18 protein-coding genes and 1 tRNA gene are annotated in these 24,270 nt (G+C 71.5%); 8 read left to right on the forward strand and 11 right to left on the reverse strand.

The features are described 5' to 3' along the window. Nucleotides 1-49 precede the first annotated feature (49 nt). A tRNA-Gln gene (locus ACFVQG_RS26080) sits at nucleotides 50-124 on the reverse strand. A 14-nt stretch (nucleotides 125-138) separates the two neighbouring features. Beyond that, the gene (locus tag ACFVQG_RS26085; RefSeq protein ID WP_383387868.1) at nucleotides 139-1,002 is read right to left on the reverse strand and encodes a hypothetical protein; all 864 of its coding nucleotides are present in this window, start codon (nucleotides 1,000-1,002) and stop codon (nucleotides 139-141) included. A 133-nt stretch (nucleotides 1,003-1,135) separates the two neighbouring features. Between ACFVQG_RS26085 and ACFVQG_RS26090 the strand changes: the two genes are divergently transcribed. Next, nucleotides 1,136-2,452 carry a sensor histidine kinase gene (locus tag ACFVQG_RS26090; RefSeq protein WP_383387870.1) on the forward strand — a complete coding sequence of 439 codons (1,317 nt, stop codon included), beginning with the start codon at nucleotides 1,136-1,138 and terminating at the stop codon, nucleotides 2,450-2,452. Nucleotides 2,453-2,470: 18 nt separating this feature from the next. Here ACFVQG_RS26090 and ACFVQG_RS26095 read toward each other — a convergent pair whose 3' ends face one another. Together ACFVQG_RS26095 and ACFVQG_RS26100 are read right to left on the reverse strand one after the other, a co-directional pair. Further along, a complete protein-coding gene (locus ACFVQG_RS26095) occupies nucleotides 2,471-2,980 on the reverse strand; it encodes an SUKH-3 domain-containing protein (RefSeq protein ID WP_383387872.1) in 510 nt (169 codons plus the stop codon). A gap of 166 nt (nucleotides 2,981-3,146) precedes the next feature. Then, nucleotides 3,147-3,659, reverse strand: a complete 513-nt coding sequence (locus ACFVQG_RS26100; protein WP_383387873.1) for a YwqJ-related putative deaminase — start codon at nucleotides 3,657-3,659, stop codon at nucleotides 3,147-3,149. A gap of 364 nt (nucleotides 3,660-4,023) precedes the next feature. Between ACFVQG_RS26100 and ACFVQG_RS26105 the strand changes: the two genes are divergently transcribed. From ACFVQG_RS26105 to ACFVQG_RS26115, 3 genes are all read left to right on the forward strand, one after another. Then, nucleotides 4,024-5,028, forward strand: coding sequence for an SMI1/KNR4 family protein (locus tag ACFVQG_RS26105; RefSeq protein WP_383387875.1), 1,005 nt, complete (start codon nucleotides 4,024-4,026; stop codon nucleotides 5,026-5,028). Nucleotides 5,029-5,035: 7 nt separating this feature from the next. Further along, nucleotides 5,036-7,528 (forward strand): SUKH-4 family immunity protein, encoded by a 2,493-nt coding sequence (locus tag ACFVQG_RS26110; protein WP_383387877.1) that lies wholly within the window; start codon nucleotides 5,036-5,038, stop codon nucleotides 7,526-7,528. A 234-nt stretch (nucleotides 7,529-7,762) separates the two neighbouring features. Next, nucleotides 7,763-8,653 carry a cellulose-binding protein gene (locus ACFVQG_RS26115; protein ID WP_383387879.1) on the forward strand — a complete coding sequence of 297 codons (891 nt, stop codon included), beginning with the start codon at nucleotides 7,763-7,765 and terminating at the stop codon, nucleotides 8,651-8,653. A gap of 73 nt (nucleotides 8,654-8,726) precedes the next feature. Here the strand turns inward: ACFVQG_RS26115 and ACFVQG_RS26120 are convergent, their stop codons facing one another. From ACFVQG_RS26120 to ACFVQG_RS26135, 4 genes are all read right to left on the reverse strand, one after another. Then, nucleotides 8,727-10,337: a cation acetate symporter gene (locus ACFVQG_RS26120; RefSeq protein ID WP_383387881.1), complete on the reverse strand. Its 1,611-nt coding sequence runs from the start codon at nucleotides 10,335-10,337 to the stop codon at nucleotides 8,727-8,729. Then, nucleotides 10,334-10,777, reverse strand: coding sequence for a DUF485 domain-containing protein (locus ACFVQG_RS26125; protein ID WP_383387883.1), 444 nt, complete (start codon nucleotides 10,775-10,777; stop codon nucleotides 10,334-10,336). The genes ACFVQG_RS26120 and ACFVQG_RS26125 overlap by 4 nt, the downstream gene beginning before the upstream one ends. Before the next feature lie 239 nt (nucleotides 10,778-11,016). Next, nucleotides 11,017-11,766 (reverse strand): hypothetical protein, encoded by a 750-nt coding sequence (locus ACFVQG_RS26130; protein ID WP_383388114.1) that lies wholly within the window; start codon nucleotides 11,764-11,766, stop codon nucleotides 11,017-11,019. 369 nt (nucleotides 11,767-12,135) lie between these two features. Beyond that, nucleotides 12,136-13,617, reverse strand: a complete 1,482-nt coding sequence (locus tag ACFVQG_RS26135; RefSeq protein ID WP_383388116.1) for an MFS transporter — start codon at nucleotides 13,615-13,617, stop codon at nucleotides 12,136-12,138. Nucleotides 13,618-14,172: 555 nt separating this feature from the next. Here ACFVQG_RS26135 and ACFVQG_RS26140 point away from each other — a divergent pair. The 3 genes from ACFVQG_RS26140 to mfd all read left to right on the forward strand — a co-directional run bounded on the left by ACFVQG_RS26140 (nucleotide 14,173) and on the right by mfd (nucleotide 21,341). Continuing rightward, nucleotides 14,173-14,961 carry an ABC transporter ATP-binding protein gene (locus ACFVQG_RS26140; protein WP_383387885.1) on the forward strand — a complete coding sequence of 263 codons (789 nt, stop codon included), beginning with the start codon at nucleotides 14,173-14,175 and terminating at the stop codon, nucleotides 14,959-14,961. Beyond that, a complete protein-coding gene (locus tag ACFVQG_RS26145; RefSeq protein ID WP_383387887.1) occupies nucleotides 14,958-17,540 on the forward strand; it encodes an FtsX-like permease family protein in 2,583 nt (860 codons plus the stop codon). The genes ACFVQG_RS26140 and ACFVQG_RS26145 overlap by 4 nt, the downstream gene beginning before the upstream one ends. Before the next feature lie 267 nt (nucleotides 17,541-17,807). Continuing rightward, entirely contained in the window at nucleotides 17,808-21,341 is a 3,534-nt protein-coding gene (mfd, locus tag ACFVQG_RS26150) for a transcription-repair coupling factor (protein WP_383387889.1), read from the forward strand. Nucleotides 21,342-21,416: 75 nt separating this feature from the next. On the opposite strand, the gene ACFVQG_RS26155 is transcribed toward mfd, so the two are convergent. Further along, nucleotides 21,417-21,602, reverse strand: coding sequence for an antitoxin (locus ACFVQG_RS26155; RefSeq protein ID WP_383387891.1), 186 nt, complete (start codon nucleotides 21,600-21,602; stop codon nucleotides 21,417-21,419). Nucleotides 21,603-21,757: 155 nt separating this feature from the next. On the opposite strand from ACFVQG_RS26155, the gene ACFVQG_RS26160 reads away from it, so the two are divergent. After that, on the forward strand, nucleotides 21,758-22,498 hold the full coding sequence (locus tag ACFVQG_RS26160; protein ID WP_383388118.1) for an HNH endonuclease family protein: 741 nt from the start codon (nucleotides 21,758-21,760) through the stop codon (nucleotides 22,496-22,498). A gap of 33 nt (nucleotides 22,499-22,531) precedes the next feature. Here the strand turns inward: ACFVQG_RS26160 and ACFVQG_RS26165 are convergent, their stop codons facing one another. Beyond that, entirely contained in the window at nucleotides 22,532-23,332 is an 801-nt protein-coding gene (locus tag ACFVQG_RS26165; RefSeq protein ID WP_383387893.1) for a hypothetical protein, read from the reverse strand. Nucleotides 23,333-23,378: 46 nt separating this feature from the next. Further along, nucleotides 23,379-24,095 carry a hypothetical protein gene (locus ACFVQG_RS26170; protein ID WP_383387894.1) on the reverse strand — a complete coding sequence of 239 codons (717 nt, stop codon included), beginning with the start codon at nucleotides 24,093-24,095 and terminating at the stop codon, nucleotides 23,379-23,381. Nucleotides 24,096-24,270 lie beyond the last annotated feature (175 nt).

Genomic DNA, 24,270 nt, shown 5'->3' on the forward strand with positions numbered 1-24,270 from the left:
AGGACATGAGTGTGGGCCCTGACTTGGCTGTCAGGGCCCGAACCGAGCATGGCTCCCCCGCCAGGACTCGAACCTGAAATACATTATCCAAAGTAATGTGTGTTGCCGATTACACCACGGGGGATCACCCAGGGCAGCCTACGCGGTTCGCCGCTTGGCCTCCACCACCATGCCAGACCACCAGCCTTCGATGCGACGGTACAAGTCGGCCCCCTTGAGGACTCTGATGGCTAGGCAACCTCGGTATGAGTCGCCGACGTTCTTCCGGGCCGTCTTGGGGTTGTGCTTCTTGAGGGTTGTCTTGTAGAAGGCGGAACGGTCGGCACGTACGAGATCGGCCCAGTACTGTTCGGCTGCTGTCACCTCTGCGGTCTCGTGGATCATGACGGTGTACCGCAGCCGCTCGCGCTCAACGCCGAGAAGGTCCAGCCAGGCCAGGAAGACCTCGATCATGCCGGGGTCGCTGTTGACGAAGGTGACCTTTTCACGGCGGTCGTACGGTTTGTCCTTCGTGCCCTCGGCCCAGTACAGACCGACGCCGACGAGGAACAGCTCGCGCTCCGTCATGCGCCCGATCTCCTCCGCTGCACGTTGCCTCGCCTGTTGGCGATCCTCTTCACGCAGCTGGAGCTTGGCTTCCCAGCCCCGCTTCGCGATCAGCGAGGCTTCCTCCCGGGTGCGTTTCCGTCGCTCCGGCTTCGGTAGGTCCCGTACCCAGAGCGAGATCGAACTCTTCGAGCACCCCAGTTCCACCTGGATCTGGTCGTACGTCCAGCCCTGGAGCCGTAGCTCGCGCGCCTTCTCCCGCAGGTCGTCCTTGGCGTTCGGGCGGCGGGTCCACTCCGGGGGCGGCTCGCCCTCCAGGAGGCGGTTGAGGATGTCGTTGTTGTCGACGTGGAGCCGGTCGCGGATCCGGCGGCGGCTGAGGCCCGCGCGCCGCAGCTCCACCGCCCGCTCGCGCAGCCCCTCGAAGTCCGCGTACTTGTTCTGTGGATGTGCCATGGGCATACCGTCCGAGAGGAATGCCTGGTTCCGGGCCCGGGGGCGGAGGAGTTCACCTGTTCGAGGGCTATCGCGACGTATCGCTTGCGGAACTCGCCGGAAAAGCGGTGGCGGGCGATCGTAGGCTTGAGGCATGACCGCGACGGGGGAAGAGGACGTGACGGCCCGGGGAGGGCCGTTGTGGTGGGAGCGGCGGCGTAGTGCCGCTTTGGACGGAGGGCTCGCCCTGCTGTCCGCGGTGGAGTGTGCGGGCGAGGGGGTCAAGTTCGCGGGGGACGCCGGGATACCGGTGGCGGTGGGGGTCGTCTTCGGGCTGCTGGCCGGGTCCGTGTTGCTGGTGCGGCGGCAGTGGCCGATCGCTGTCGTGCTCGTCGCCATCGCCGTCGCGCCCGCTCAGATGGGCTTCCTGATGAGCATCGTCGGCCTGTACACGCTCGCCGCCTCCGAGCTGCCCCGCCGGATCATCGCGTCGCTCGCCGGGATGTCACTGGTCGGGACCTTGATCGTGACGTTTGTACGGGCTCAGCAGGGGATGACCCGGGGGGAGTACGAGATCGGCGGGGACTGGTTCGTCCCCTTCATTTCCATTACGGCGTCCCTCGGGGTCACCGCGCCTCCCGTGCTGCTCGGTATGTACGTCGGCGCCCGGCGGCGGCTGATGGAGAGCCTGCGGGAGCGGGCGGACAGTCTGGAGCGGGAGCTCCAGTTGCTGGCCGAGCGGGCGGAGGAACGGGCCGAGTGGGCGCGTAACGAGGAGCGGACCCGGATCGCGCGGGAGATGCATGACGTCGTCGCGCATCGGGTGAGTCTGATGGTGGTGCACGCCGCCGCGCTTCAGGCGGTGGCCCGGAAGGACCCGGAGAAGGCGGTGAAGAACGCCGCCCTGGTGGGGGACATGGGGCGGCAGGCGCTGACCGAGTTGCGGGAGATGCTCGGGGTGCTGCGGAGTTCGGACGGGGCCGCGAAGCCTCGGCCGCCCGCGCAGGTGGCCTCGGTGCCGCTCGCCGCCGTGGGTGCCGCCGCTGCCGCCGCCGCGTCGAGGGTGGCCGACGAGGCCGACGGGCCGTGTCTGGATGAGCTGGACGAACTGGTCGGGCAGTCGGCCGCCGCCGGGATGGCGGTGGATCTGTCGGTGGTGGGGGAGGTGCGTTCGTACGCGCCGGAGGTGGAGCAGACCGCCTTCCGGGTCGTGCAGGAGGCGCTGACCAACGTGCACAAGCACGCGGCCGGTGCGAAGACGTATGTCCGTCTCGCGCACCGGGCCGCGGAGATCGCGATGCAGGTGGAGAACGAGCCGCCTCCGGAGGCGGCGTCGTCGGCCCGTCTGCCGTCCGGCGGGAACGGGCTGGTGGGGATGAAGGAGCGGGTCTCCGCGCTGGGGGGCGTCTTCGTGTCCGGGCCGACGGATGCCGGGGGGTTCCGGGTGTCGGCGGTCATCCCGGCGTCGTAGCGCGTCCCGTCGCGGGATTCAGGCCGCCGTCGCCAGGCGTACCGGCTCCATGCCCGTGACCAGGGTCGCCAGGGCCTGGTCTATGGTCGCGCCGAGGTACCAGTCGCCGGTGTGGTCGAGGGCGTAGACGCGGCCTTCGGCGTCGATGGCGAGGAGGGTCTCGGAGTCGGTCTCGGTGCCGAGGGGGCTGACCTCGGTGTCGAGGGCGCGGCCGAGGTCGCTGAGGGTGCGGGCCATGTGGAGGCCGTGCAGGGGGTCGAGGTGCAGGGCCACGGGGGCCAGTTGGCGGCCGGTGCCGGTGGGGTTGACGCGCAGGCCGCCGAATTCGGCCCAGGCCTCCACCGCGGCGGGGAAGACGGCGTGGCGGTGTCCGGCCGGTGAGGTGTGCTCGCGGAGAGTGTCGGCCCAGATCTCCGCTTGTTTGATGTCCCAGCGTCCGGGCTGCCAGCCCGCGGAGCGCAGGGCGGCGTCGACGGGTACGGGGAAGCGCGTGCTGGACGTGCGGTCGGGGTGCGGGTGCGGGTGCATCTGCCCTTCGATCGTGAGATGGGTGCGGTCGTGCCTGGGTGTCCGGTGGTGCCTGGGTGTCCGGTGGTGCCTGGGTGTCCGGTCGTGCCTGGGTGTCCGGTCGTGCCTGTGTGTCCGGCTGTGCGTGGGCGTACGGGGGTGGGTACGTGTGGTGCGGTCCGGATGTTCAGTCGGCCGTGGTCGGGTCGACGACGCGGACGCCGAAGTGGGCGCTGAGCGCGGCGCAGGCGCGGCAGGGGGCGGCGTAGCTGCCGTGCAGGGGGTCGCCGTCCTCGCGGATGCGGCGGGCGGTGAGCTTGGCCTGTCTGAGGGCCTTGCGGGCCTCGCCGTTGGTCATGGGTTTGCGGGCGGCGCGTTTGCTGCGGGCGGCGTCGGCGGCGGCGATGTGGCGGGAGATGAGGATGGTCTCGGCGCAACGGCCGGTGAAGCGGTCGCGTTGGGCGCTGGTGAGGGTGTCGAGGAAGTCCTGTACCAGCGGGTGAAGGGCCGGTGGCTGGTCGCCGCGGGCGGCGGTGCCGGTGAGCGTGGTGCCGCGGACGGAGAGGGCGGCGGCGACGGTGGGGAGTATGCCGTCGCGGCGGTGACGCAGTGTAGGGGGCTGGGGGGCTTCGTTGGCGCTCCAGCCGATGCGTGGGTCGCCGGATGCGCTGGTGTGCGGCCCCGTCTGTGTCGCGTTCATGATCGTTTTTCCCCTCCAGTGCATCCCCCCGGCTGACACAGAGTGCCAAATGGCGTGGCTGGTGCGGAAGCTGGGGCGCCGCGACACGCCCGGTCGGGGCGGTGCGTCACGGCAGGGTGACGGCTGGTCACGGTCGCGGGGCGGAAGCGGAGGGGCCGTCCACCGGTGCCGGTGACCGGTGCGGGCGTACCGCATAGGCTGTCGGGCACCGCGCTTGCGCGGGCAACGCGTCGCGGACGGGGAACGGTGGAACCGCCGGGTCCCGGATGCGGAAGAGACGTGGAAGATCGGAAATCGATACGGGGTGTGACGGCCAAGGGTGGTCGTCGCGGCCCGTACCAGAGTGCCGCAGGGGGCAACCGCCATGACGACAGGTCGGCTCGGGCAGCAAGCCGCGCCGCCGAACGCGGCCTATGCCGGGCAGGTCGTGCATTTCCCGGATCCGGTCCGGGCGTCGCGTCATCCGAGAGGGGTACGGGTCGACGAGCACGGCTATCCCGACTTCTCGCCCTACGCGCGCGCGGCGGTGGAGATCGCGGAGCCCCCGGAGGGGTTCGGCGTGGACGAACTGCGGCTGACGGACTACGTCTCGGCGAACGCGGCCCTGTCGGCTTCGGGGCATGAACTGTGGGACACGGTGCCCGCGGTGGCCACGCCGCACGGCTGGACGTGGCACCACGTCGCCGGGACGCGCCGCCTTGAGCTGGTGCCGGTCGAGGTGAAGGCGTTGCTGCGGCATCACGGCGGCATCGCGACCTCGGCCGTCGACCACGCCAAGCGCGGTACCCGCCCGCTCCAGGAGACGCGGCCCGCGCACTTCGGGCTGCCGAAGGTGGCGGTGGCGGTGACCGAGACGCAGGTGCTGGGTGTCGAGGAGGAACTGGGGTACCGGCTGCCCGGCGCCTACCGGACGTTCCTGAAGGCGGCGGGCGGTTGCGCGCCGGTGGGGACGGCGTTGGACGCGGAGTTGGGGCTGCTGGTCGACCAGCCGTTCTTCACGGTGCGGGACGAGGCGGCGGTCAACGACCTCGTCTACGTCAACAAGTGCCTGCGGGACCATCTGACCAAGGACTACCTCGGCGTCGCGTTCATCCAGGGCGGTCTGCTGGCCGTGAAGGTGAAGGGCGAGCGGATCGGTTCGGTGTGGTTCTGCGCCTACGACGACGCGCGGGACGTCGACCCGTCGTGGCCGCCGACCGAGCGGGTGGGGCGGCTGCTGCTGCCGTGCGGGGAGGACTTCGACGTGTTCCTGTCGCGGCTGGCGGGCTCGCCGCCGGAGTTGGAGACGGTGGCGAACCTGATGGTGGACGGTGGCTTCGCGCGGGTCGTGCCCGTGGCGTCCGGGGCCGCGTCCTCGGTGGGGGAGTGAGCTGACGATGGTGACCTTCGCGCAGGCGCAGGAGCGCGCCGAGGAGTGGATCAACGGGGATGTGCCGTCGTACCAGCACCGTGAGGTGCGGGTGCGGGAGTTCGACCTGGGGTTCGTGGTGTGGGCCGAGGACCGGGCCGACGGGCCCCGCTCCGACGGCGGTACGCAGCGGCTGGTGATCGCCCGGGACAGCGGGGAGGCCACGCTGTGGCCGTCGCTGCCGGTGGGTGAGGTGATCCGCCGCTACGAGGAGGAGTACGGCGGCCAGGCGGACGCCGTGGCCGACGCGCCGCCCGCGCCTCCGGCGCGCGTGGACCTGAATCAGACGTCCTTCCTGCTGACTCCGCCGGAGTGGCTCCAGGAGGCGGCGGATCGGATGGGGATTCCGGATCGGCGGGGTGCGGAGACCTCTGGTGGCGGTTCGGCTCCCGCGTGGCCTGCCGCTGCGGGCGGGGGCGATGTGGCGCCGGGGGCGCCCGCGGGGGCTACGCCGTGGGCGGGTACGGACACCAACGGGGACGCCGGTGAGGATCGCTCCGTGCCGCTGCCGGAGACGGTGTACGCACCGCAGTTGAGCGACGCGGACATGGCACCTGGCGCGGGGACGACGCCGACGCCTCCGGAGGCGCAGACGGCGTTGATGTCGGGGGGCAGCCAACTGCCGCCTACGGCTGTGGCGCCTGCGGTGACTCCTGGGGCGGGCGCGGCTGGTGCGCCGGGGGCTGGGCAGACGCCGCCTCCCGGGGTGCCGGGCCCTGGGCAGACTCCGCCTCCGGGGGTGCCGGGGGCTGGGCAGACCCCGCCCCCCGGAGTGCCGGGCCCTGGGCAGACTCCGCCTCCGGGTGCGCCGGGGCTTGGGCAGACCCCGCCCCCCGGAGTGCCGGGCCATGGGCAGACCCCGGCCGCCCCCGGCGCCGGACAGACCCCGCCCCCCGGCGCCCCCGACCGTCCCCTCCCGCCCCACGCCGGGGACATCGCCGACGCCGCGACCAGCAAGGCCGCCCCGCCCCCGCGCCGGGGCGGCGGGATGGCGCCGCCGCCTCCGCCGGGTGCGCCCGGTGCGCCGGGGGCGCGGGCCGGGGGTGCGACTCCGCCGCCGCCTTCGCCGCCGGGGGTGCCTGGTGGCGGTACCGGCGGTGGGGCCTACGTACCGACGCAGTTGGTGTCGTCGCTGGGGCCCGACGGCCCCGCTACCCCGCCTCCGCCGAGCCCGCCGCCCGGTGGCGGCACCCCTCCGGGCGGTGTCCACCACGCCGCGACGATGCTCGCCGACCCCGGTGCTCCGGGCGCTCCACAGCCGCCGGGTGCTCCTGGCGCTCCCGGCGCTCCCGGCGCTCCGGGTGCTCCGGGTGCCTCCGCGGGCGGTGCGCGCGGTGCCGTGCACCACGCGGAGACGGTGCTGTCCGGGCCCCCGGTCGGCGGCCCGGGTGCGCCTCTGCCGCCACCCCCGCCGCAGCCGATGCCGCCCGCGCCCGTGCCCGGTGGTCCGCCCCCGGCGTACGGCTACCCGCAGCCGCCGACCGGTCAGCCGACGGTCGGCCCCGGCTACCAGGCGGTGCTGCGCTACCGCGCGCAGGACGGTTCCGAGCAGCAGCTGATCCGGCGTTCCGCGCCGGGTACGCCGCACCCGGAGTGGCAGATCTTCCATGAGCTGCGGGCGATGAACGTGCCGCCGGACCAGGTCCTGGAGCTGCACACGGAGCTGGAGTCGTGCGAGCTGCCGGGCGCGTACTGTGCGCGGATGATCCGTGAGCAGTGGCCGCAGGCCCGGATCACGTCCATCGCGCCGTACGGCACGGACCAGGCGAGCCGTCAGCAGGGGATGCGGCAACTGCTGGCCCACCAGGGTGAGTTGCACCAGGTGGCCGACGGTCCGGCGCGTCCGGCTCCGGTGCGGGCGCCGTTGCCGCCGGTGCAGCCCGTGCCGCCGTTGCCCCCGGAGGGCGTGGCGCAGGAGCTGGCGGCGGCGTTCGGGCCGGGGGTCTTCCGGTTCGAGCAGGCGGCGGTGTCCCGGCAGGGTGTGCCGCCGGTCGTGGCGCACACGCTGATGGTGGCCGGGCTGCCGATGGACATGGGCCCGTTCTTCTGGGCGCAGGCCCAGCCGGGGCGGCCGGTGCCGACGCTGGCGGAGCTGGCGGCCGAGCGCGGCGTGCAGCCCGCGGCGGACGCGGGGTCGTACCTCGTCATGGGCAGTGACTTCGGCAAGGCGATCTGTGTGCAGTACGGCACCGCGAACATCGTGGCGGTGCCGGTGGAGGCCGGGCCCGGCGGGGCGCCGGTGCCGCCGCAGTTCGTGAACACCGGGCTGCCGGAGTTCGGGCGGTGCCTGGCGCTGCTGGGACGGATGTGGCGGCTGCGGTTCGGGCTGAACCAGGAGCAGGCAGGGCGCTGGACGGTGGACTTCCAGGCCCAGTTGGCGGCGCTCGATCCGGCGGCGCTGGGTTCGCCGGAGAGCTGGTGGTCGGTGCTGCTGGAAGAGATGTGGGACGGGCTGCTGTAGGGCGGCAGTCAAGGGCGGTTGACCCACCCAGCAGGACCGGGGAGGGGCCGGGACTGGTCGAATGACCGGTTCCGGCCCTTTCGTATGCGCGTACGCGCGAGACGCATGCCCGCGTGTGCGTATGTGTGCGTGACTTGAAGACGGAGTGTCGCGTTATGACCATTTCCCTCTGATCCATCAAGATGTGCGCGACATGGGCATCTTTCGTTGTGGTCGGTGGAGAGGGGTTCCAGGATGAGTAGCGCGCTGACGCCGCCCTATGGGTTCACGATCGTCCGGGGGCGCGGCTACCGGCCCGAACAGGTGGACGCCTACGCCGCGGCGCTCTCCGCGGACCGGGACGCCGCGTGGGAGCGGGCCGCCCGGCTCACCGTCCTCGCCCGGGAGATGGAGGAGGAGTTCGAGGAACTGCGCGAGACGGTCGCGGGGCTCCAGCCGCAGACGTACGAGGCGCTCGGGGAGCGGGCGCGGCGTCTCTTCCTGCTCGGGGAGGAAGAGGCGGCGGAGGTGCGGGAGCGCGCACGGAGCGCGGGGCGCGAGGAGTTGGCGCGGGCCGAGGAGTGGGCGGACGACGTGCTGAGCAAGGCGCGGGCGTACGCCGATGAGGTGCGCGCCGATGCCGAGGAGCGTGCGCGGCAGCGGCTGCTCGCGGCGCGCGCCGAGGCCGACGAGAGCCGGGTCGCGGCCCGGAGTGAGGTGAAGGAGCGGCGCTCGGAGGCGCTCGCCGCGTTGCGTGAGGTGCGGCAGCGCACCGCCGCGATGCTCGCCGAGCGGGAGAAGGAGCACGCCGAGCGGCTGGCCCACGTGGAGCGGCAGGCCGTTGAGTGCGCCGCCGCGCTCGACGCGCACCACGCCGAGGCGGTGGCGCGCGCCGAGGCGGCGCTGTCGGATGCCGAGCGGGCCTTCGCCGACGCGGAGGTGTCCGCGCGGCGGCGGCAGGAGGAGGCACACGCGCGTGCCGCCGCGATCCTCGACGAGGCCCGTGCCCGCGCGGACCGCATCGCCCGGGAGACGGAGCGGGTGCTGCGTGAGCACGGGGAGCGGTGGGACGACGTACAGGCGCAGATGGACCACGTACGCAGCAGTCTGGCGGCGCTGACGGGGGGCAGGGCGGTGGCCGAATAGACCGGTCGCCCGGTCGCCCGGTCGCCCGATCGCGCGGTCGCCCGGTGGCCCGGTGGCCCGGTCACACGTGCCGTTACTTCCCCCTGCGGGTCACCCCCGCCAGGATCCACCCCTCCACGGCCTCGTACTGGCGACGCTGTTCGTCGGCCTGGCGGCGGCTGGAGAGGACGGTGCCGAGCCAGCCGAAGGCGAAGCCGAGGGGGATGGTGACGAGGCCGGTGGTGGTGAAGGGGAAGAAGTTGAAGTCGGCCTCGGGGAAGGCGGAGTGCGGGGAGCCGGAGACGAGGTTGGTGCCCGGCATCAGCACGAGGACCGCGAGGGTGCCGCCGATGAGGGTGGTCAGCAGGCCGGTGCGGGTGTAGCGGCGCCAGAAGAGGCTGTAGACCAGGGCGGGCGCGAGGGCCGAGGCGCCGATGCAGAAGGAGACGGTGACCAGGGGTTGCAGGCTGCGGTGCTGGACCATGGTCGCGAGCAGGATCGCGGGGACGCCGACGGCCAGGGCGGAGAGGCGGGCGAGGGTCATCTCGCGCCGGGGGGTCATCTCCTGCACGCGGGCCGCGAAGACGTCGTGCGCCAGGGAGTTGGCGCAGGCGAGGATCATCCCGGCGACGGAGGCGAGCACGGTGAGGAAGATGGCGCTGGTGACGGTGGTGAAGAGGAACGTCTCCGCGGTGGAGACCTCGGCGCCGAACGCGGCCCGGGAGCCGAGCAGATAGGCGGTGTTGCCCTGGGGGTCGGCGGTGGCGATCGCCTCGCGCCCGATCAGGGCGGTGGCGCCGAACCCGACGACGGTGATCACGACGACGAACAGCGCCACGCAGGAGACCGCCCAGGACATCGAGCGCCGTACCTGGCGGGCGCTGGAGGCGGTGTACATGCGCATGGTGACGTGGGGGAGGCAGGCGCCGCCGAGGACGACCGCCAATTGTGAAGTGATCATGTCAATCTCAGGTGCCGGGCCCGCCTGGAACTCCAGCCCGGAGCTGAGGAAGGCGTCGCCGACACCGCTGTTGGCCGCCGCCGCGTCGAACAGGGCGCCCGGGCTCCAGTCGAACCGGTTCAGCACCAGCGCGGCGACGGCGGCACCGGAGCCGAGCAGCAGCACGATCTTCAGGATCTGGATCAGGGCGGTGCCCTTCATCCCGCCGATCGCCGCGTACGAGATCATCAGCACACCGACCCCGACGATGACGCCGGTCTTCAGCTCATCACTGCTGAACCCCAGGATGAAGGCCAGCAGTTGGCCGGTCCCGGCGAGCTGCACGAGCATCATCGGCAGCAGCGCGGCCAGCGTCACCACACACGCCGCGATGCGCGCCGCGCGCCCCGGGGTACGGCGGGCGAAGGCGTCGCCCATGGTGAACCGGCCCGCATTGCGCAGGGGTTCGGCCAGCAGGAACATCAGCAGCATCAGCGACAGTGCGGTACTCAGCGCCAGGACGATCCCGTCGTAGCCGTAGAGCGCGATCACCCCGCCGGTGCCGAGCACGGTCGCGGCGGAGATGTAGTCGCCCGCGATGGCGAGCCCGTTGCGCAGGGGGGACAGGGAGCTGTATCCGGTGTAGAACTCGTCGAGATCATCTCGATCGGGCCCGGTCATCACGCACAGCAACAACGTGATGGTCGCCACGGCGGTGAAGGCGACCAGGGACATGGCCTGGTCGGAGTCGCTGAACCCGGTCATCGAGCCGCCGCTCCTTCACGTCCTTCGTACGGGGCGCGCCTGGCGTCCACCTCGGCCTGGCGCCGGATCCGGCGGGCGAGGGGGTCCACGTAGCGGCTGGCGGTGTACTCGTACAGCCCGATCGCCAGCCAGGTGACCGGCAGTTGGACGAGCGCGAGCAGCAGCCCGACCGGCAGCCCGTCGGCGACGGTGCCGGTCATGAGTCCCGGCGCGAACGCCGACAGCACCAGGAACAGCGTGAAGTACCCGAGCGCGGCAAGCGTCGCCACCCGCCGCTGCCAGCGGTAGGCGGTCCGCAGAACCCGCAGGTCACTGTGGTGACCCAGGGGCGGGTGCGCGGGCGTCCGTGGCAGGGTGGGGCTGGGCGGGCTGGCTGGTGGCGGGGGTTGCCAGGGGTAGGTCAGATGGGGCGGGTCGGCTGAATAGGAGTCGTAGGACATCCCGGTCCTCCGTGCGCGGCTCAGGTCCCCGAGGGACAGCAGGGAGTGGGGGGCGTGGTGCGGGCACGCACGTTACTCGGCCGTAGACCCTGGTGTAAGAGTTTCACCAAACTGATTGGTCGGTATGCGCTTACGGGGGCGCGGCGGGGCTGACCTGGGGTGTTACCCGCGTTAACTCAGACTTTTGCGGTCGGGGAGTCGGGCTGCCGGGTTGGTCGCGGCGCCCAACGGTCACTTCTTCACTTCCCGTGGGCTTCCTGGTCCTTCGTGGCTGTGCCCGGGTGCCCCACTCGGTGGCGTGGTGCCGCTCGGCGTGGTGTCCGGGTCAGGGTGACCTGGCGGACCGCCTGTTGGAGGCAGGCCAGGGCGGCGAGGCCCGGGAGGGCCGCCGCGGTGCTGTCGAGGAAGGTGTGCGGGGCCTGGGCGACGCACAGGGAGACGGCGATCGCCGAGAAGACGAGGACCGTGAACCAGGAGTGCGTGGCGCGGCGGCGGTGCAGGGCCGCCCGGAGGATCGACAGCGACGCCACCAGCCACGGGCCGTACACCAGCAGCGGCCACCACACGATGATGCCGCCCTCCGCACGCGTCGCCGCCACCGCGCGCAGCGGATCGCTGGCGACCATTCCGCTCAGGAGACTCACCGCCGAGGCGATCACCGCCGCCAGCGCCGCCACGACGTAACTGATCGACCGCAGCGTGCTGAGGTGCTTTCGTTCACGAACTCTGCGGTGACTCCGAGAAGCCGTTCTTTTCAGTGGCGGCAGTTCCGCCGTGATTTCCTGAAGATTGCTCAGGGGCGTTCCGGCGGCCGGTGCGGTGACCGACTGTTCATCGCGCGGTGCGGGGATCGCCGGAGGTTCCAAAGACTCGTGGACCACCGCTTCCTGCAGCATCCAGGCCAGTTCCTCGGCCGGATCCCACGCCGAGTCCGGTGGCACCAACGGGACCGAGTGCACGCGCCCGTGACCGAGCTGTTCGTCGTGCATCACGCGGCCGGATTACTCCGCTCTCGCCCGACAGCGTCCACCCTCGAATCTGGGCCATCGTTGAGCGAGGTCGGCCTCGAGTGTGGCCATTGCGTCCAGAAATTCCGGCAGAAGGGACTCGGTCACCTTCAGTTCCGCCGGAAGGTCGTGGAGTCGGGTTCCCCACGTCACCCGGTTGGTGGGCCCGGTTGCCTCATTCATATACCGACTAACGTCGCCTCACTCCGGCGGATGCGCGGCAAGCGAGTGAATGGATGCGGGGATTGTTATCTAATCGCGGGGGATTACCTAATAAATGGTTACCTTCCGGCGAGGGAGGGAACGAACGTCTGCCCGCCCTCGCGTACCGGTCGTCGAAGCCCGGCGCGCCTACCGACTCGGCGGGCCCGTCTCCGCCGTGTGCGTGTCCTCGGTGTCGGAACCGGAGTCGGGTGCCGGGGTGAGGACCGGGAAGCGGCGCGGGGCGAGGAACAGCAGGACCAGGAACGCCAGCGCCGCCGCGGCCGACGCGCCGAGGTAGACCGCGTGGACCGCGTCGGCGATCGCACCCCGTACCGGTTCCGGCGCCGCCGTCCCCGTGTCGTAGCCGCGGGTGACGGAGTCGAGGTCGCTCGCACCGCCGAGGCGGGAGGCGAGCACGCCGTTGGCGACCGCGCCGAACAGGGCCGCGCCGAGGGTCTGGCCGGTCTGGCGGCAGAAGAGGACGGACGCGGTGGTGGTGCCGCGTTCCGCCCAGCCGACGGTGGACTGGACGCCGACGATGAGCGGGAGCTGGAAGAGGCCGAGCGCGGCGCCGAGGAGGAGCATCAGCAGCGTCGGCTGCCAGGCCGAGCCGGGGTAGGGGAGGAAGGGGAACGCGAGCAGGATCAGCGACGACATGCCGATGCCCAGCATCGCCGTCGCGCGGAAGCCGATGCGGCGGTACACGTGCTGGCTGAGTGCCGCCGACACCGGCCAGCTCAGCGTCCAGACCGAGAGGACGAAACCGGCGGCGACCGGGGCCAGGCCCAGTACCGATTGGGCGTACGTGGGCAGGAACACCGTCGGCGCGACCATCAGCAACCCCAGCGCGCCCAGGGCGAGGTTCACCGCCGCGATCGTGCGGCGCCGCCAGACCCAGCCGGGGATGATCGGCTCCGCCGCCCGGCGTTCGATCGCGACGACCAGCGCCGCCAGGGCGACCCCGAGGCCCAGCAGCGTCAGCGAGGGGCCGGACAGCCACGACCAGGCGACGCCGCCCTGGACCAGCGCGGTGAGCAGCACGCCGCCGCAGGCGAAGATGGCCAGCGCGCCCCACCAGTCCACGCGGGGACGGGAGTTCGCCCGACGTCGTACCGGCTCGTGGAGGTGGCGGACGATCAGCCAGAGCGCCACCGCCCCGATCGGCAGGTTGACCAGGAAGATCCAGCGCCAGTCGGCGTACGTCGCCAGGACGCCGCCGACCGCGGGGCCCGTCACCGCCGACACCGCCCAGACCGTGGACAGCCGGGCCTGGATCTTCGGGCGCTGTTCGAGGGGGTAGAGGTCGGCGGCGAGGGTCTGCACCGTGCCCTGGAGGGCGCCGCCGCCCAGGCCCTGCACGATACGGAAGGCGATCAGGGCCCACATGTTCCAGGCCAGGGCGCACAGGAGCGAGCCGAGCAGGAACACCGCGGCGCCGACCACCAGCACCGGCTTGCGGCCGAAGGTGTCGGAGAGCTTGCCGTAGACCGGCAGTGAGACGGTGACCGCGAGCAGGTAGCCGGAGAACAGCCAGGAGAAGACCGAGAAGCCGCCGAGGTCGCCGACGATCTGCGGTACGGCCGTGGAGACGATGGTGGTGTCCAGTGCCGCCAGCGCCATGGCGAGCATGAGCGCCGCCACGACGGCCCCCCGCTTGCCGGGTATCGCGTCCGCTCCGGTGCCGCCCACCCTGGTCCTCGCTCTCCGTCGTCCTCGTGCCCCTTGCATCTAACCGCCGTCCGACAGCTTCCCACTTGAGCCTGACGTGGCGGGAGGGTGGAGAGTGGGTGCGTCCCTGGGCGGAGGCGCCCCCTACTCCGGGTCAGCCTGAAGGCGGAGACCCCTAGGGGGAGATCCGTACAACGTCTCGGGGAGGGTTGGTACCGGCGGAGGACGAGACGGGGGCGGCGCAGTCCTTAACCTGGCTTTACGCCGCGGGGGAGCGGTCCGGGGGAGCGGCCGGTCGTACTGGCCGCAGCTTCGGGGGTGGGGTTTTCCCCCGCACAAGAGGGGGCCGTGCACCAGCGCGGCGGGCCCCTCCCGGCGGCCAGACTCAAGACGTACAGCAGCTGTAGGGCTGTGCGTCCGGTTCACGCGACACGCTGGCGCAGAGCGACCGCGCACGACCTGCTCGTAGAGCAACCAGAACCACTCAGCGACTTAGACCGACTTAGGAGACATACCGTGACATCGGCTGTGACCATTCCCAGGCACGGGGGTACTGGAGGGCGTACGGCCGTTGCCGCGCGGGCGCGGCAGGTCGTCAAGGCCTACGGGTCGGGGGAGACCCGGGTCGTCGCCCTGGACCACGTGGACGTCGACATCGCGCGGGGGCAGTTCACCGCGATCATGGGGCCCTCGGGCTCCGGCAAGTCCACGCTGATGCACTGCCTCGCCGGGCTCGACACCGTGACGAGCGGTCAGATCTACCTCGACGACACCGAGATCACCGGGCTGAAGGACAAGAAGCTCACGCAGCTGCGCCGGGACCGGATCGGGTTCATCTTCCAGGCGTTCAACCTGCTGCCGACGCTGAACGCGATAGAGAACATCACGCTGCCCATGGACATCGCCGGGCGCAAGCCCGACAAGGCGTGGCTGGACCGGGTGGTGCAGACCGTCGGGCTCGCCGAGCGGCTCAAGCACCGGCCGACCCAGCTGTCCGGCGGACAGCAGCAGCGCGTCGCCGTCGCGCGGGCGCTGGCCGCCCGGCCGGAGATCATCTTCGGTGACGAGCCGACCGGCAACCTGGACTCCCGCGCGGGCGCCGAGGTACTGGGCTTTCTGCGGCGGTCCGTCGACGAGCTGGGGCAGACCATCGTGATGGTCACGCACGACCCGGTGGCCGCCTCGTACGCGGACCGGGTGCTGTACCTGGCGGACGGACGGATCGTCGACGAGATGTTCAAGCCGACCGCCGAGACCGTCCTCGACCGCATGAAGGACTTCGACGCGCGGGGGCGCACGTCATGACCGTGCTCAAGACCTCGATGCGCAACTTCTTCTCGCACAAGGGACGCATGGCCCTGTCGGCCGTCGCGGTCCTGCTCTCGGTGGGCTTCGTCTGCGGCACGCTCGTCTTCACGGACACCATGACGACGACGTTCGACAAGCTGTTCGCGGCCACCTCCTCCGACGTCACCGTCAGCGCCAAGGGTTCCTCGGACACCGGCGAGACGACCTCCGACAACGGCAAGCCGCCTGTCATGCCCGCGTCCGTGCTGGACCGGGTGGGCGAGGTCGACGGCGTGAAGTCGGCGGAGGGCACCGTCTTCTCCACCTCCGTCACCGTCATCGACGCCGACAAGGACAGCCTCTCCCCGAGCAGCGGCGCCCCGACCATCGTCGGCAACTGGAACCGCAACGACGCCCGCACCATGACCGTCGCCGAGGGCGCCGCCCCGCGCGGCCCCGACCAGGTGATGGTCGACAGCGACACCGCCGACAAGCACGACCTCAAGCTCGGCGACGAGATCGGCATCATCACCGTCGTCGGCACCCACCAGGCCAAGATCTCCGGCTTCGCCGACTTCGAGGTCACCAACCCCGGCGCCGCGATCTTCTACCTCGACACCAAGACCGCCCAGCAGGCCCTGGTCGGTGAGTCCGGCGTCTACACCAACATCAACGTCACCGCCGCCTCCGGTGTCACCGACGCCCAGCTGAAGAAGGACGTCACCGCCGCGCTCGACGGCGGCTACAAGGTGCAGACCGCGAAGGAGATCGCGGACGCCAACGCCGAGGAAGTCCAGGGCTTCATGGGCGTCATCAAGTACGCCATGCTCGGCTTCGCCGGGATCGCCTTCCTGGTCGGCGTCTTCCTGATCATCAACACCTTCTCCATGCTGGTCGCCCAGCGCACCCGCGAGATCGGCCTGATGCGGGCCATCGGCTCCTCCCGGCGCCAGGTCAACCGGTCGGTGCTCGTCGAGGCGCTGCTGCTCGGCCTGTTCGGCTCGGTGCTCGGCGTGGGCGCGGGCGTCGGGCTCGCGATCGGACTGATGAAGCTCATGGGCGCCATGGGCATGAACCTGTCCACCGACGACCTCACCATCGCCTGGACCACCCCGGTCATCGGCCTGGTACTCGGCGTCGTCGTCACCGTCCTCGCCGCCTACCTGCCCGCCCGCCGCGCGGGCAAGGTCTCCCCGATGGCCGCCCTGCGCGACGCGGGCGCCCCGGCCGACGCCAAGGCCGGTGTCATCCGCGCCGTCCTCGGGCTGCTGCTCACCGGCGGCGGCGCCTTCGCCCTCTACCTGTGCGCCGACGCCACCAAGGCGAGCGAGGGCGCCCTGTGGCTGGGCGCGGGCGTGGTGCTGTCGCTGATCGGGTTCGTCGTCATCGGACCGCTCCTCGCGGGCGGTGTCGTACGGGTCCTGAGCGCCGTACTGCTGCGGATCTTCGGCCCGGTGGGACGCATGGCCGAACGCAACGCGCTGCGCAACCCGCGCCGTACCGGTGCCACGGGCGCCGCGCTGATGATCGGGCTCGCGCTGGTGGCGTGCCTGTCGGTGGTCGGGTCGTCGATGGTCGCCTCCGCCACGGAGGAACTGGACAAGAGCGTCGGCACCGACTTCATCGTGCAGAGCGACTCGGGGCAGCTGATCACCCCGCAGGCCGTCGAGGCCGCGCGCTCCGCCGACGGGGTGGAGCGGATCACCGAGTACAAGTGGCTCGAGGCCGACTACAAGACGCCCGACGGCAAGGTCCTCAAGGACACCGACATCACCGCCGCCGACCCGACCTACGCCCAGGACCTGCGCGTCGAGACGGTCGAGGGCAACCTCGCCGACGCCTACCGGCCGGACTCGATGTCCGTGCACGAGGACTTCGCCAAGGACCACGGCATCAGCATCGGGTCGAAGATCACCGTCACCTTCGAGGGCGCCTCCGCCCCCGCCGAGCTGACCGTCCGCGCCATCACCAGCAGCGAGGCCGTGATCGACGCGGGCTCCAAGTACACCGCCATCGACACCCTGGCGAAGTACGTGCCCGCCGACAGGATGCCGCTGGACTCGCTGGTCTTCGTCACGGCGAAGGAGGGCCAGCAGGAGGCCGCGTACACCTCGCTGAAGACCGCGCTGGACGGCTACCCGCAGTACACCGTCCGCGACCAGACCGACTACAAGGAAGCCCTGAAGGACCAGATCGGGCAGCTCCTGAACATGATCTACGGCCTGCTCGCCCTCGCGATCATCGTGGCGGTCCTGGGTGTGGTGAACACCCTCGCCCTGTCGGTGGTCGAGCGGACCCGGGAGATCGGCCTGATGCGGGCGATCGGTCTCTCCCGGCGCCAGCTGCGCCGGATGATCCGGCTGGAGTCGGTGGTCATCGCCCTCTTCGGCGCGCTGCTCGGGCTCGGCCTGGGCATGGGCTGGGGCGCCACCGCGCAGCAGTTGCTCGCCCTGGAGGGGCTGAAGGTCCTCGACATCCCGTGGCCGACGATCATCGGGGTGTTCATCGGGTCGGCCTTCGTGGGGCTGTTCGCCGCGCTGGTCCCGGCGTTCCGGGCCGGGCGGATGAACGTCCTGAACGCGATCGCCACCGAGTAGACGTCCCGCGGCCACCGCATACGGGGGTTGCGGGGGCGTGGGGACGGCCCGGTGCCGGGGAGCCTTGGGGGGCTTCCCGGCATCGGGCGTTCGTACGCCCGGACACCGGGTGACGTGGTTGTCCACAGGCTGGGCGTTGTCCACAGGCCCGGCGGCCGTCGGTGCGGCGTCGTACTCTGGACAGCCCCGGCCGCGCTTCGCGCCGGGCCCTTCGTGTTGCCCAGCCCAGGACACCCAGGACCTCGGTCCAGGACGGAAATGCCCTCCATGAGTCTGCACGGTCTGCTCGACGCCGTCGTCAAGGACGCCGCGCTCGCGGAAGCGATCAAGGCGGCCGAGGACGGCAACCGCATGCACGTCGACCTGGTCGGCCCGCCCGCCGCCCGCCCCTTCGCGATCGCCGCGCTGGCCCGCGAGACGTCCCGCCCGGTGCTGGCGGTGACGGCGACCGGCCGGGAGGCGGAGGACCTCGCCGCCGCGCTGCGCTCCCTGCTGCCGCCGGACGGCGTCGCGGAGTACCCGTCGTGGGAGACGCTGCCGCACGAGCGGCTCTCCCCGCGCAGCGACACCGTGGGCCGCCGCCTCGCCGTGCTGCGCAGGCTGGTCCACCCGCGCGCCGACGACCCCGAGACCGGGCCGGTCTCCGTCGTCGTCGCGCCGGTACGGTCCGTGCTCCAGCCGCAGGTCAAGGGGCTCGGCGAGCTGGAGCCCGTGGCGCTCAGCAGCGGGCAGAGCGCCGATCTCGGGGAGATCGTCGAGGCCCTCGCGGCGGCGGCGTACGCGCGCGTGGAGCTGGTCGAGAAGCGCGGCGAGTTCGCCGTACGCGGCGGCATCCTCGATGTCTTCCCGCCGACCGAGGAACACCCCCTGCGGGTGGAGTTCTGGGGCGACGAGGTCGAGGAGATCCGCTACTTCAAGGTCGCCGACCAGCGCTCCCTGGAGGTCGCCGAGCACGGGCTGTGGGCGCCGCCCTGCCGCGAGCTGCTGCTCACCGACGACGTGCGGGCACGCGCGCGTGCGCTGGCCGAGGCCCACCCCGAGCTGGGCGAACTGCTCGGCAAGATCGCCGAGGGCATCGCGGTCGAGGGCATGGAGTCGCTCGCCCCGGTCCTCGTCGACGACATGGAGCTGCTCCTCGACGTGCTGCCCAAGGGCTCCATGGCCGTCGTCTGCGATCCGGAGCGGGTGCGCACGCGGGCCGCCGATCTGGTGGCGACCAGCCAGGAGTTCCTCCAGGCGTCGTGGGCGGCGACCGCGGGCGGCGGGGAGGCGCCGATCGACGTCGGCGCGGCCTCGCTGTGGTCCATCGCGGACGTCCGCGAGCGGGCGCGCGAGCTGGACATGATGTGGTGGTCGGTGTCGCCGTTCGCGGCCGACGAGGAGACCGGCTCCGACACCCTCAAGGTGGGCATGCACGCCCCCGAGAGCTACCGCGGCGACACCGCGCGGGCCCTCGCCGACACCAAGGGCTGGCTCGCCGACGGCTGGCGCACGGTCTACGTCACCGAGGGCCACGGCCCGGCCGCCCGCACCGCCGAGGTGCTCGGCGGCGAGGGCATCGCGGCCCGGCTGGAGACCGACCTGAGGGAGATCACCCCGTCGGTCGTGCACGTCGCCTGCGGCTCCGTCGAGGTGGGGTTCGTCGACCCCGCGCTCAAGCTGGCCGTGCTCACCGAGACCGACCTGACCGGCCAGAAGGCCGCCGGGCGGGACGGCGCGCGGATGCCGGTGCGGCGGCGCAAGACCATCGACCCGCTCACCCTGGAGGCGGGCGACTACATCGTCCACGAGCAGCACGGCGTCGGACGCTACATCGAGATGGTCCAGCGCACCGTGCAGGGCGCCACCCGCGAGTACCTGGTGGTGGAGTACGCGCCCGCCAAGCGCGGCCAGCCCGGCGACCGGCTCTACATCCCCACCGACCAGCTGGAGCAGATCACCAAGTACGTCGGCGGGGAGGCCCCCACCCTGCACCGGCTCGGCGGCGCCGACTGGACCAAGACCAAGGCGAGGGCCAAGAAGGCGGTCAAGGAGATCGCCGCCGACCTCATCAAGCTCTACAGCGCGCGGATGGCCGCCCCCGGGCACGCCTTCGGCGCGGACACGCCCTGGCAGCGCGAGCTGGAGGACGCCTTCCCGTACGCGGAGACCCCCGACCAGCTCACCACCATCGCCGAGGTCAAGGAGGACATGGAGAAGACGGTCCCCATGGACCGCCTGGTCTGCGGCGACGTCGGCTACGGCAAGACGGAGATCGCGGTGCGGGCCGCCTTCAAGGCCGTCCAGGACGGCAAGCAGGTCGCCGTGCTCGTCCCGACGACGCTGCTGGTGCAGCAGCACTTCGGCACCTTCAGCGAGCGGTACGCGCAGTTCCCGGTGGCCGTGAAGGCGCTGTCCCGCTTCCAGACCGACACCGAGGCCAAGGCGGTCCTGGAGGGGCTGCGCGAGGGCTCGGTGGACATCGTCATCGGCACCCACCGGCTGTTCTCCGCCGAGACCAAGTTCAAGGACCTCGGCCTGGTCATCGTCGACGAGGAGCAGCGCTTCGGCGTCGAGCACAAGGAGCAGCTGAAGAAGCTGCGGGCCAACGTGGACGTGCTGACCATGTCCGCCACCCCGATCCCCAGGACGCTGGAGATGGCGGTCACCGGCATCCGCGAGATGTCGACCATCACCACCCCGCCGGAGGAGCGGCACCCCGTGCTGACCTTCGTCGGGCCCTACGAGGAGCGGCAGATCGGCGCCGCGATCCGCCGTGAACTGCTGCGCGAGGGCCAGGTCTTCTACATCCACAACCGCGTGGAGTCGATCGACCGGGCGGCGGCCAGGCTGCGCGAGATCGTCCCCGAGGCGCGCATCGCCACCGCCCACGGCCAGATGTCCGAGGCGGCCCTCGAACAGGTCGTGGTCGACTTCTGGGAGAAGAAGTTCGACGTGCTCGTCTCGACCACGATCGTCGAGTCCGGCATCGACATCTCCAACGCCAACACCCTGATCGTCGAGCGCGGCGACAACTTCGGCCTCAGCCAGCTCCACCAGTTGCGCGGCCGGGTCGGACGAGGGCGGGAGCGCGGCTACGCGTACTTCCTGTACCCGCCGGAGAAGCCCCTCACGGAGACCGCGCACGAACGGCTCGCGACCATCGCCCAGCACACCGAGATGGGCGCCGGTATGTACGTCGCCATGAAGGACCTGGAGATCCGCGGCGCGGGCAACCTCCTCGGCGGCGAGCAGTCCGGCCACATCGCGGGCGTCGGCTTCGACCTCTACGTGCGGATGGTGGGCGAGGCGGTCGCGGACTACCGGCGGCAGCTGGAGACCGGCGAGATCGAGGAGGAGCCGCCGCTCGAGGTCAAGATCGAGCTGCCCGTCGACGCGCACGTCCCGCACGACTACGCCCCCGGCGAGCGCCTGCGCCTCCAGGCCTACCGCTCCATCGCCTCCGCCAACAGCGAGGAGGACATCCGCGCCGTCCGCGAGGAACTCACCGACCGCTACGGCAAGTTGCCCGAGCCGGTGGAGAACCTGCTGCTGGTGGCCGGGCTGCGGATGCTCGCGCGGGCCTGCGGAGTCGGTGAGATCGTCCTCCAGGGCACCAACATCCGCTTCGCGCCGGTGGAGTTGCGCGAGTCGCAGGAGCTGCGGCTGAAGCGGCTGTACCCGGGGTCGGTGATCAAGCCCGCGGCGCGCCAGGTGCTCGTACCGCGTCCGAAGACGGCGAAGGTGGGCGGCAAGCCGCTGGTCGGGCGGGAACTGCTGGCGTGGGTGGGGGAGTTCCTGACCTCGGTACTGGGGTCGTAGGCGGCACGCGCGGGACGTGGGGGTCCCCCGGGCGGCTTTCCCGTCGCCCGGGGGCCTGCTTGGGGTTTCGGCGGCCTACTGCTGGTCGGGGCGGTCGCGGTCCATCCCGAGCCTGCCCTCGACCTGCTGCTGGGCGGTGTCGATCTGGTCCTCGTACTTGCCGCCCGTCTTCTCGTTGGCCTGCCGTTCCACGGTGTCGGACATCTTCTGCTGCTTTTCCTTGCCCTGGCCGTGGCTCTTGAACCTGTCGAAGATGCCCATGCAAGGCTCCTTCCGTAGGTGAACTCACGATCGACGATACGCCGGAGGTGTGTGGAATGCGCCTTTAGGGCAGATATGGTCTGGACCTCTCGGGGAACCGGGTGGATACCGTGGTCGGTCGCGGGCTGGACAAGGGGAGGGTGCTGGTGAGGGTTCTGCGCAGGGACCGCGGGGTCCGGGGTGTGGTGGCCGCCGTGGCGGTGGCCGGGCTGCTGGCCGGGGCGGCCGGGTGCACCGAGGGGACCGGGGAGAAGGCCAAGGGGGCCGGAGGGGCCGCCGGTGGCGGGGGCGGTGGGCCCGCTCTCGCGGCCGTGGAGTCGCTGACCGTGAAGGGGCGGGCGCCCCGGACGGGGTACGACCGGGACAAGTTCGGCAGCGCCTGGGCCGACACCGACTCCAACAGCTGCGGCACCCGCGACGACATCCTGCGACGGGACCTGGAAAAGGTGAAGTTCACCGACGGCGACTGCGAGGTGGCCTCCGGCGTGCTGGATCCCGATCCCTACAGCGGCAAGGACGTCACCTTCGTGCGCGGGCGCAGCCAGGTCGACATCGACCATGTCGTGGCCCTCTCCGACGCCTGGCAGAAGGGCGCCGGGAAGTGGGACCCGAGCAAGCGCGTCGCCTTCGCCAACGACCCGCTCAACCTGCTGGCGGTCGACGCGGGCACCAACCGGGCCAAGGGCGACGGCGACACCGCGACCTGGCTGCCGCCGAACAAGTCGTACCGGTGTACGTATGTCGCCGCCCAGGTCGCCGTGAAGAAGAAGTACGGGCTGTGGGTGACCTCCGCCGAACAGGGCGCCATGAAGCGGGTGCTGTCCGGCTGCCCCGACCAGCGGCTCCCCACGGGCGGGAACCCGACGGCCGCCCCGCCGCGGTTCCACGCGGACTGAGGGCGGCGGGGTGCGGCGCGCTGCTTCTCGGGGTCAGCCCGCGAGTTCGTCCAGGTCGAGGATCTCGCCCGTGGGGCGCTTCGCCTGGACCGGCTGGTCGTGCTCGGAGAAGGTGAGCGTGCCCGGGTCCGAGGCGGCGGTGCTGTCGAGGCGCAGGAGGTAGGGCTCGCCCTCGGTGGCGACGTACAGCGTGTAGCGGTCCTTGCCGTCCTTCTCCTGCAGGACGATCGCGGGAGTGCCGTCGACGGACGTCGTCTGGCCGCGGGTCGCGTTCGAGTGCACGCGCTCGTCGCCGCCGAGCAGGGTGTCCAGGTCGCAGAAGCCGGTGATGTCCGCCATGTCCTCGCCGGTCGCGGACATGGAGGTCCACTTGTCGGCCAGCATGTCCACCGCCGCGTCGGCCTCGGCCGGGGACTCGCCCTCGCCCTGGGCGCGCAGGAAGGCCTCGTCGTAGCGCATGTAGACGGTGTCGCCGGTCTTGACCAGATCGGCCTTGCCGCCGTCCATGCCGAGGGTGCCCGCGCATTCGCCCTTGTGGTCCATGGCCATGTCGAGGTCGAGCGTCCCGCCGGTCGTCTCGTCGGGGACGTCGCCGGTGACGCGCAGGGAACTGGCGCCGAGGGTGGCCTCCAGCGCCCGCTCGGCTATCTCGCCGCCGGTGAGTCCGGCGAAGGGCTCCTCGGACTGGTCGGGCCGGGGGGACGTGTCGGACGGGGCGGACCGGGCGGGCTTGCCGTCGGCCCTGTCCCCGCCCTGCTGGCAGCCGGTGAGGGCGGCGGCGGTGAGGCAGAGGGTGGTGAGCGCGGTGAGTGTGGTGATCTTGGTGCGGCGCATGGGAGTTCCTCGGTGGTGACGGTGTGCGGGCTGGGGAGGCACCGGATCAGCCGGTCTTCTTCCACTCCGTGCAGCCCGAGGTCTTGAAGTAGGCGTCCGACGCCTTGATCGTCACCACGGCCGAAGCGGACACGTTGTCGTTGGCGATGATCGACTCGAGCGCGTGCTCGGCGTCCTTGGCGCGCTCCCAGTAGCACATGTCGTCCGTGTTGCCGGTGGACTTGTAGGTGCCGGGCGCGATGTCGGTGCCGACTCGGAACATGCCGCCGTCCCCGTCCATCGTCGTCGCGGGCGAGCCGGAGGGCTTCGCCTTCGGGTCGACGGCCTCCCAGTCCCCGCAGTCGCTCGACTTGAACAGCTTGTCGGTGGCCTTGACGGTGACGTACGCCGTGCCGCTGACGTTGTCGTTGGCCAGCAGGGAGTCCAGCTCGCCGGAGGCGTCCTTGGCGCGCTCCCAGTAGCAGAGGCCGTCGGTGTTGCCGGTGGTGCGGTAGGTGCCGGGCTGGACGTCGGAACCGACCTGGAAGTCGCCGCTGCCCTCGAAGGCGACCTCGGTCTCCCGCTCCCCGGTCTTCTCGTCCTCCGTGCCTTCCTTGTCCTTCTTCGTGGTCTGGGCGTCGGAGGACGACGAGGAGCCCTTGCCGCTGCCGGACGCGCCGCTGGAGTCGGAGTCGTTGCCGCTGCCGCCGCCGTTGGCCGATACGGCTCCGATGACGGCGACCCCCACGACGACGCCGAGCGCGAGCTTGGCCTTCATGCCCATGACTGTTTCCCCTCCCCAACAGCGCGGCGACCGCCTCGGTTTGGCGGATCGCTCGTTCGCTGGGTCAATAAGAGCATGGGCTGTGAACCGAGTCAACATGATTCACAGGGCTTGTGGGGTACACGGCCGTGAAGCGGGGGCTCTTGCGTACGCCGGTAGGCTCGTCGTCACAAGG

The sequence above is a fragment of the Streptomyces sp. NPDC057877 genome (assembly GCF_042796855.1).
In the GTDB taxonomy this organism is placed as follows: Bacteria; Actinomycetota; Actinomycetes; order Streptomycetales; family Streptomycetaceae; genus Streptomyces.